At 59.2% G+C, this 8,344-nt stretch carries 9 protein-coding genes; 5 read left to right on the top strand and 4 right to left on the bottom strand.

Annotated features, from left to right (window positions below; translation table 11 throughout):
* Positions 1-229: 229 nt before the first annotated feature.
* The 4 genes from Q0288_RS01955 to Q0288_RS01940 all read right to left on the bottom strand — a co-directional run bounded on the left by Q0288_RS01955 (position 230) and on the right by Q0288_RS01940 (position 3,603).
* The gene (locus tag Q0288_RS01955; RefSeq protein WP_299426347.1) at positions 230-1,549 is read right to left on the bottom strand and encodes a S8 family serine peptidase; all 1,320 of its coding nucleotides are present in this window, start codon (positions 1,547-1,549) and stop codon (positions 230-232) included.
* A 626-nt stretch (positions 1,550-2,175) separates the two neighbouring features.
* Positions 2,176-2,811, bottom strand: coding sequence for a cyclase family protein (locus Q0288_RS01950; protein WP_299426344.1), 636 nt, complete (start codon positions 2,809-2,811; stop codon positions 2,176-2,178).
* The gene (mqnB, locus tag Q0288_RS01945; protein WP_299426341.1) at positions 2,808-3,467 is read right to left on the bottom strand and encodes a futalosine hydrolase; all 660 of its coding nucleotides are present in this window, start codon (positions 3,465-3,467) and stop codon (positions 2,808-2,810) included. Before mqnB ends, Q0288_RS01950 begins: the two co-directional genes overlap by 4 nt.
* A gap of 10 nt (positions 3,468-3,477) precedes the next feature.
* A complete protein-coding gene (locus Q0288_RS01940; protein WP_299426338.1) occupies positions 3,478-3,603 on the bottom strand; it encodes a hypothetical protein in 126 nt (41 codons plus the stop codon).
* Between the two features lie 149 nt (positions 3,604-3,752).
* Here Q0288_RS01940 and trpS point away from each other — a divergent pair, with 149 nt between their 5' ends.
* The 5 genes from trpS to Q0288_RS01915 all read left to right on the top strand — a co-directional run.
* A complete protein-coding gene (gene trpS / locus Q0288_RS01935) occupies positions 3,753-4,793 on the top strand; it encodes a tryptophan--tRNA ligase (RefSeq protein WP_299426335.1) in 1,041 nt (346 codons plus the stop codon).
* Between the two features lie 16 nt (positions 4,794-4,809).
* On the top strand, positions 4,810-5,490 hold the full coding sequence (locus Q0288_RS01930; protein WP_299426331.1) for a chromosome segregation protein ScpA: 681 nt from the start codon (positions 4,810-4,812) through the stop codon (positions 5,488-5,490).
* Positions 5,491-5,762: 272 nt separating this feature from the next.
* Positions 5,763-6,188, top strand: coding sequence for a VOC family protein (locus Q0288_RS01925; RefSeq protein WP_299426329.1), 426 nt, complete (start codon positions 5,763-5,765; stop codon positions 6,186-6,188).
* Between the two features lie 16 nt (positions 6,189-6,204).
* Positions 6,205-6,618, top strand: a complete 414-nt coding sequence (locus tag Q0288_RS01920) for an SRPBCC family protein (protein WP_299426326.1) — start codon at positions 6,205-6,207, stop codon at positions 6,616-6,618.
* A 424-nt stretch (positions 6,619-7,042) separates the two neighbouring features.
* Positions 7,043-8,344, top strand: a 1,302-nt coding sequence (locus Q0288_RS01915; RefSeq protein ID WP_299426323.1) for a dihydroxy-acid dehydratase, incomplete at its 3' end; no start/stop codon positions are given.

Genomic DNA, 8,344 nt, shown 5'->3' with positions numbered 1-8,344 from the left:
ATTGCGCCAGTCGGCTCCGCATGGTTGTGGGTAAACATTTGTCCCCAACACAGTTTGGAAGCAGCCATGTGCAGGTATTTGCCACCATTCGCTTGCGTGCTGGAAGTGCCACCCGGTGACGCCTACCTTTATCCCGTCTGGTACTCCCGGGAGGCAATCAGAAACTACCCTCTCCTGGTGATGGGAGAAGGTAGCTTGCGAGGAAAAGACCCAGAAACGGGCTGCCAGCTTATCGAAGAATAGTGTTGACCAGGAACTCCTCGAGGTTGATCCTCCCATCGCCTAAGAGGTCTTTGTACCGTTCGTTGAGGTCGTTGTTGTACAGGTCGCTACCGCGTACCATCAACTCATCGGCGAGATTCTTCATAGGAACTACCAGTGTCTCGCCCAGTGCCAGTGCCAGTGCGCCGGCTGCGATCGGGGCAGCCATCGAAGTACCCGACCAGGCTGCCATTTGGTTCTCTGGGGCAGGGCCGTAAATTGCCTCGCCAGGGGCTGCGACTTCGATGGATTCACCATAACTGGCGAAAAAAGACCTGGCGTCGCTCAAATTGATACTCGTTACGCTGAGCCTCTGCCATCCATCGGCACCACGGGCACTCGAGGCCGGGTAGGTAACCTGGGTGTTGCCCGCATTTCCAGCCGACGCCACCACCATTACCCCGGCGGCGGTTGCAGCCTCAAGGGCGGCTTCGACGGCTGGGGAAGGGTTCTCGCTTCCAAGGCTAAGGTTAATTACATTAGCACCATTAGCAACGGCCCGATTAATGGCTGCGGCAAGGTGGACGACATCCCCTCGGCCGTCGGGCCCCAGTACCCGCAGCGGCAGAATGGTAGCCCGTGGGGCAATCTGGCGAATGATCCCTGCGACGTTGGTTCCGTGGCCGTAGCCGCCCAGACCAAAAGTTCCCTGCTCCTGGGGTACGGGGTCGTTGTCTACAAAGTCCCAGTGTTCGCTCTTTGGTGCGAGCGCATCGCGCAACGCTGGGTGATCGAGATCCACACCGGTGTCTATCACCGCAACCTTGACGCCTGAGCCTAAATTGCGAGCCAGACTGTGGGCTTGCGGCAACCCGATGTGCTGCCAGATCTGTGTATTTTGCGGCATCCAGGCGAAACTGCCCCCGGCCCAGAGGTTGGACTGACCGCCGGCCCATAGATTAGACTGACCGCCGGCCCAAAGGTTAGACTGCCCCCCAGCCCAGAGGTTAGACTGACCGCCGGCCCATAGATTAGACTGACCGTTCATCCAGGCAATCTGCCCTCCAGCCAGGAAGCGACTGTGGTTTGGCTCTACATGGCTACTCGCAGTTGATACGCCCCCGCGCGGATCGGGCTTGACGCTTAGCACGGCGTACCGGCCAGGCTCGAGTACCAAGACACTGCCCCCAAAGCGACGCTCGAGGCTTTGTACAGTCTCATGTGCACCTACCCGCACGGTCATCACATACTCCGGCTGCTCGGTTTGAACCCGCGAAGGCATCGAGGAACATGCACCCAGTAAGACTGCGGCCACTGCTAGTAGGGCAAGAATCTGGTATCTGTTCATGTTTGCTACTCCCGAAAGGATTACAGAACAAAGGGATTAGACGGATATTAAGGTTACCCCTGCTCGTCCTAATGCTAAATCCCCTGGAAACTCTCGATGCGGAAATCAAACGTTAAACCCCCAGTTCCCGTTACAAAAACGCCGGCTCGAGCCACCTGGCTTCGTTAATGCCCTAATCTAAAAATAACGATTCGACGGTAGCAAAGGGTTCGGTGATCCGGTTGTGCATCGGAAGGGATTACAAACCAGGACAGCATCCCGACCAACCAGCTACTACCCAGAATGCAACCACGATGGCAGCATTGGGTTCGGGGTTCGGGAAGTAGCCCACTTCATTAAACTGCGTGCTGAGGACGAAAGGATTTACCACCCCGGCGCAATGGTGGTCTGCCAGAGGGGCCCACCGCACAGCATTTTTCGGGTGAGCGTTTCAAAATCACCCAGCAGGCATGGCCTGAAATGAGCCCCTTTCTCAGAGTCGCCTGGAATACCCCTCTGTGCCCAGTGATGATGGCGATTCCACAGCCCACCTTCTTGATGCACCTTCGAGAGCACGCTTCTGAAGCGGATGGATGCGCCCGACTTAATTCATGATCAAACCTGTGCTGAAGGGCCAATCGCCCGACCTAAATCCCGCCAAACCAACCTTCCCTTCTCTCCTGGAGCAGTACTGCCCGTACCGGCGACCCATCGGTGCCTTCCATGCGCATCGGCAGCGCGATCAATTTGTAACCCCCCGGAGGCACCCCCTCCAGGGCCAGCCCTTCCAGGATATAAATCCCAGCCCTGGCAAATGCCTTGTGTCCAGGCAAATCCTTGGAGTTGAGCGTATCTACGCTGGGACAGTCGGTTCCGTAGAGCGCTACCCCCTGGCTGGCCATATATTCTGCTGCTTCGGGCAAGACGTGCATGAAAGTCTGCGGAAAGGTCTGCCAGTCGTTGGGCTGGCCGGTGTAGAACAAGGTTCGCTCGGCAAGTTGTACAGTCTGTAGGAATTCCGCTGTTAGCACCTCCTGCCCCCTGGCGTCCACCATCTGGCAAAGGCCGACCAGCACCGAGAGCGGAACGGTTTCCAGCTTTCCACCGTCGTCTATGTAGTGCCAGGGTGCGTCCAGGTGGGTGCCCAGGTGAGTAGTGCTGGAAATCTTGCCCACGTTCACACTTTCGCCCTTAGAAATCTGCGAAACCAGCTCGTAGCTAAAGGGGGTATCGCCGGGCCACACCTGCATGCCCGTGTAAATTCGCCGGGTGATGTCGGTCATGGCTCGATGATACGTAAAATGTGGCTCTCCAGCGACTCCACGGCTTGTTTGATGCGCCACTGCGATCGGTCACGGATGCCAGCGATGTTGGAAACCGCGCGCAACTCGGCTCCCGCCAGGCCCAGCCACAAGCAGGTCTGGGCAAAGGCCGCACCCTCCATGTTTTCCAGGTCGGCCTCCCACTTGAGTGACAGATGTCTGGCCTCGGTGGGGTTTTCGGATACCAGATCGCGGGTAAGGAATTGCTTGCGGGGTAAACCCAACTTGGTCTCGAGTTCACCCGTAAAGACCCTGTCTAGCGGGAAGCGGTTGTGATAATGGCTCGCGCCCAGGATCAGGGTGGGAAAGCCCATACCCTTCATGCCGCCATCGCGCACCCCCAAGTCGGCCTGGATTTCCTTCTCCGCCAGAGCCGTGTCGCCGATTTGCAGACCGGAATCTGCATAGGCGCCCGCAACGCCGAAAAGCAGCACGCGGTCAAACTTTCGCCGCTGCGCAAAGGCCGCCAGGGTTGCGGCAGTGTTGGCCTTGCCGATGCCCGCTTCCAGCCAGGCCCAGCCCTCGCCGCGCAACCCAGTCCTCCCGTGAAAGTCAAAGCTCCGGCCTTTCAGGAAGTCTGCTTCAAACCGGGTGGGGCTCAGCAATAGTAGATCCATAGATTCTCCTTTAGAAAGCGTGAAAACGCTTGCCCGTGCGCCGCTCACCCAGACCATACAGGGTGCAGCGCCAGCCCACCCTGCTGCTGGCCGGCCCCGGCGGTGCGGAGGGCCGAGTAGACCCGGCGGTTCGCATTTTATCCAGAATAACCTGGCCTGCAGACCATCTCCACGCTCTAGGCAGTGGAAGGCTTCTATTCTGCTGCCAGCCACCCGAGGAGTAGATCAAGATGTGTTCCCAGGTAACGGTGTACGTGGCCCCCCAACCCTGCTATCCTATCGGGCATGAAGCGGGTTTTCTCTGGCTTTCAGCCCACGGGCGATCTGCACATTGGGAACTACCTGGGCGCAATGGTCAACTACATCGAACTGGGGGAAAGGCTGGGGCGGGACGCAATTTTTTGCATTGTAGATTATCACGCGCCCACCAACCCAGCCGCCTACGACAAAGACCTCCTGGCCCAGCGCACCCTGGAGGCCGCCCTGGTGAACATCGCGGCCGGCCTCGACCCGAACAAGGTGATTTTGTTTGTGCAGTCGCATGTCCCTGAACACACCGAGCTGGCCTGGATTTTCACCACCCAGACCCCCTACGGCGACCTGACCCGCATGACCCAGTTTAAGGACAAGGCCGCCAGGCTCGAGTCGGTGCCAGCGGGCCTGCTGATGTACCCGGTGCTGATGGCCGCCGACATTCTGATCTACAAAGCCGACACCGTACCGGTGGGCGACGACCAGACCCAGCACCTTGAGCTTGCCCGCGAAATCGCCCGCCGGTGGAACCTCGAGTACGGCGAGACCTTCCCCGAGCCAGATATCTATCTCAATGCCAGCGCGCCCCGCGTACCTGGCATTGATGGCAAGGCCAAGATGTCCAAGAGCGTGGGCAACACCATCGGCCTGCTGGAGGGCGAGGAGGGCATCTGGGCCAAAATCCGCACCATGCCCGACGACCCCGCCCGCATCCGCCTTTCCGACCCCGGCGACCCCGAACGCAGCGTGGTGTTCAAATTCTTGCAGTATTTTGCCGCCCCCGAGCTCGTGCAGGTTTTGCGCGAGGAGTACCGGCGCCGGGGGATCGGGACGCTGGTGGTCAAACAGCTTTTGCTGCAGGAAATGATGAAAACCCTGCGGCCTATCCGCGAACGGGCCGAGCAGTTACGGGCCAACCCCGAGCAGGTGCTGGATGCCCTCGAGGACGGTGCGACCCGGGCCCGAACTATCGCCGGAGCTACCCTGGAAGAGGTGCGGGAAAAGTTCGGTCTGCTCAAGGCCAGGGGTCGGGGGTCGGGGAGCAGGGAGCAGTTAAAGGTGGCTTCCAGGTGATCTGGGCCAGTCTGTCATGATTACCCTCACGTTCAACACCTTTGCCGGAACGCCCAGGGAGCTTTCCGAGCAGGTGCGCAAGGGCAAAATTGCCGCCAAAGACCTGCCGGTGCTGGCCCTGACCGATCAGGCGCTGGCCCAGGTACAGGCCCTGGGGCTTTCCGAACGAGGTGATCTGCTGCCCATCCTGGCCGAGCTGGTGCTCTTTAAGCTGCGGGCTTTTGCCAGGCGTCCCCAGCTTGTTCTGGTCGAGGACGAAGAGGAGGAACCGCTCGACGGCCCCGCCTTTCTCGAGACCCTCCTGGCCCTGGAAGAGGCCATTGCCTTCCTCGAGCAACGCTCGCGTGAACGCGCCCGCGTACTGGCGGTGCCACCCTCGCCCCTCCCCAAAGATCGTCGCTTGCGTCCAATGCCGCTGCAAATGCTGGTGCGGGCGGTAGAGCCCTTTGCCCGGCGGGCCGAGTTGCTGCTGGAGCCCGAGACCTTTGGTCTGCACGAAGCCTGGGAACGCATCAAAGGGTTTTTGTGGGGGGTACGCCAAACCCAGTTCAGCCGCCTGCCTTTGCGCGGCTGGGGCGAGCAGACCGTGGCTTTTGCCGCCCTCCTGGAAGCCAAGAAGCAGGGCGAAGTGGAGCTACTGCAGCTAGAAAACTTTGGAACCCTCGAGGTCGAACTCAAAAGAACACGCCCCTTCTGACAGGCACAGCAGGTAGCTGATCTTTCAATCGGCATCACGGTTTGAGGTCATAGGGTAACTCCCAGACCGCATTCCAACCTGGGCGCTGCTGACAACATTCACGAAGTATTGTTTTTCATAGCTCCTGGGGCGTGTCTCTGGGCGATTCGACTTCGAGGTGGAACGGGGGCACGGAGCAAGGAAAAAGTTATACTATAGACACCTGAAACTATCTAAACAATGCTGGCATAATATCTGGCGAGAACTTAAATGAAGGTTGCACAGGAGGAATTATGTACTCGAGGCTGAATCCATATCTGAACTTTAGAGACAACACCCGCCAGGCCATGGAGTTTTACCAGACCGTATTCGGCGGGAAGCTGAGCCTGAACACCTTCGCAGAGTTCAATGCTTCCGACGATCCCGGCGAAGCCAACAAGATAATGCATTCTATGCTGGAGGCCGATAACGGGATCATCTTCATGGCTGCCGATACCCCCAATCGCATGGAGTATCAACCCGGGGCCAGCGTCCAGCTCTCTCTCAGCGGTGATAACGAGCCAGAACTGCGCCTCTACTTCGAGAAGCTCTCGGAAGGCGGGGAGGTCAGCGTACCCCTCGAGAAAGCTCCCTGGGGTGATATTTTTGGGATGTGCAGGGATCGTTTTGGAATGAACTGGATGGTCAATATTAGCACAGCGGGGCAGGTCAACCCGTAGTCGCCAGGGAGAGGCTGTGAAAATTACCGTCGAGACCATGGTTGCAGCACCCCTCGAGGAAGTCTGGCGTGCGTACACCACACCCGAGGATATCCAGCAGTGGAATGCCGCCTCGGAAGACTGGCACACCACCGCCGCCGTGGTGGATCTTCGTGTGGGAGGTAACTTCTCTTCGCGCATGGAGGCCCGGGATGGCAGCGCAGGGTTCGACTTCGCCGGCACCTATACAGAGATCGTGCCCCACCAGCTTATCGAGTACTCGTTCGGAGACCGCGAAGCCCGGGTCGAGTTCAACAACGAACCCCATGGTGTGCGGGTGCGGGTGACCTTCGATCCGGAGTCCACCCACACCATCGAACAACAGCTCCTGGGGTGGCAGGCCATTTTGGACAATTTTGCCCGCCACGTTGCCGACAAACAGCGGCCCTAGAGCGGTTCCCTCGAGAGCTTTGCTCCAGATACCCGGTATGGCAGTTTTTGCCGTGCCGGGTACCTTTGTGCTCCGGCAACTCAATTTCCGGTAGGGATTCCGCCTCTCTAGCTGCAGGATTTGCTTTGGAGCGGCTCGCTTCGAGGGGTTTGTCACACGCCGATTTATGGTTGCCAGACTGCCCGGGGCGGCCTAAATTGAGCTCATACCGGGTCGCTTTGAAAACCGCGGCTCAGGGTACCAAAAATGGGTGGGCCTTCTGGCGCGACCACCATAGAAACTTCGGTTATGGCATTTTTTGAGATGCAATTTTGGGGGTTGCTCCGGCGCAGCTTCAAGGTATGATAATTCTGGGTGCCAATAGCAAATAGCCGATGCAAACAGGCTAAATGCGATTCGCTCAACAGCTACTGCCGAGGTCTTCATGCGAAGTGACATCATCAAAAAAGGTTCCCAACAATCGCCCGCCCGTGCCATGCTCCGCGCGGTTGGAATTAGCGATGAGGAGTTCAGGATTCCCTGGGTGGGCCTGGTCAATACCTGGACCGAAGGGATGCCCTGCAACTACCACCTGCGTGAGCTGGCCGCCGACCTGAAGACTGGGGCTAAACAGGCCGGTTTCCAGACCTTCGAGTTTGGCGCACCGGTCATCTCCGACGGCATCAGCATGGGCACCCCGGGCATGCGGGCCAGTCTGGTAGGGCGGGAGGTAATTGCTGACTCCATCGAGCTAATTGCCCAGGGCTACCTCTACGACGGCATGATTGCACTGGTGGGCTGCGACAAGTCCAATCCGGGGGGCATGATGGGGGTAATCCGGGCCAACGTGCCCAGCCTGGTACTCTACGGCGGCACGGTGGCGCCGGGTTATCTGGATGGCAAGGCCCTGACCATCGTCTCGGTCTTCGAAGCGGTTGGGGAGTACGCAGCAGGTAAAATTGATGCAGACCGGCTCGAGGCCATCGAGCGGGCCGCCATCCCCGGCCCCGGCACCTTCGGCGGGCAGTTCACCGCCAACACCATGGCCATGATTATGGAGGTGATGGGCTTCTCCCCCATCGGCTACAACGCCATCCCGGCCATCGCCCCCGAGAAAAAGGAAGCAGGCCGCAAGGCCATGCGGGTGCTGGCCGATGCAATCCAGGCCGGCCGCACGCCCAGGAGCTTCCTGACCAAGAAGAGCTTCACCAACGCCATCGCTACCGTAGCGGCCACCGGTGGCTCCACCAACACTGTTTTGCACCTGCTGGCCATTGCCAAAGAGGCCGGAATCAGGCTGACCCTCGAGGAGTTCGACAAGATCTCCCGCAAAACCCCGGTAATTGCCGATATGCGCCCCTGGGGCCAGTACACCGCCTGGGAGCTATACGAAGCCGGCGGAATTCCTCTCATCATCCGCCGCTTGATCGAGGCCGAGCTGATTGACGGCGACCAGATGACCATTACCGGCAAAACTCTGTTTCAGGAAACCGCCAAAACCAGGGAGTCCAGAGGCCAGAAGGTCATCGTCAAGGCCGAGAAAGCCTTCAAGCCCGAGGGCGGGATCCGGGTGCTCAAGGGCACGCTGGCCCCGGAGGGTGCGGTGCTGAAGCTCGCCGGAACCGAGACCAGGGTTCACCGTGGCCCGGCCAGGGTTTTTGACGGCGAGGCGAGTGCGATGAAGGCGGTGCTCAAAAAGCAGATCAAGCCCGGCGATGTGGTGGTGATTCGTTACGAAGGCCCCAAG

It is taken from the genome of uncultured Meiothermus sp. (assembly GCF_937863175.1).
Lineage (GTDB): Bacteria > Deinococcota > Deinococci > Deinococcales > Thermaceae > Meiothermus.
Note: the sequence above shows the minus strand (reverse complement) of the source record. Positions and strands in the feature narration are given on the sequence as shown.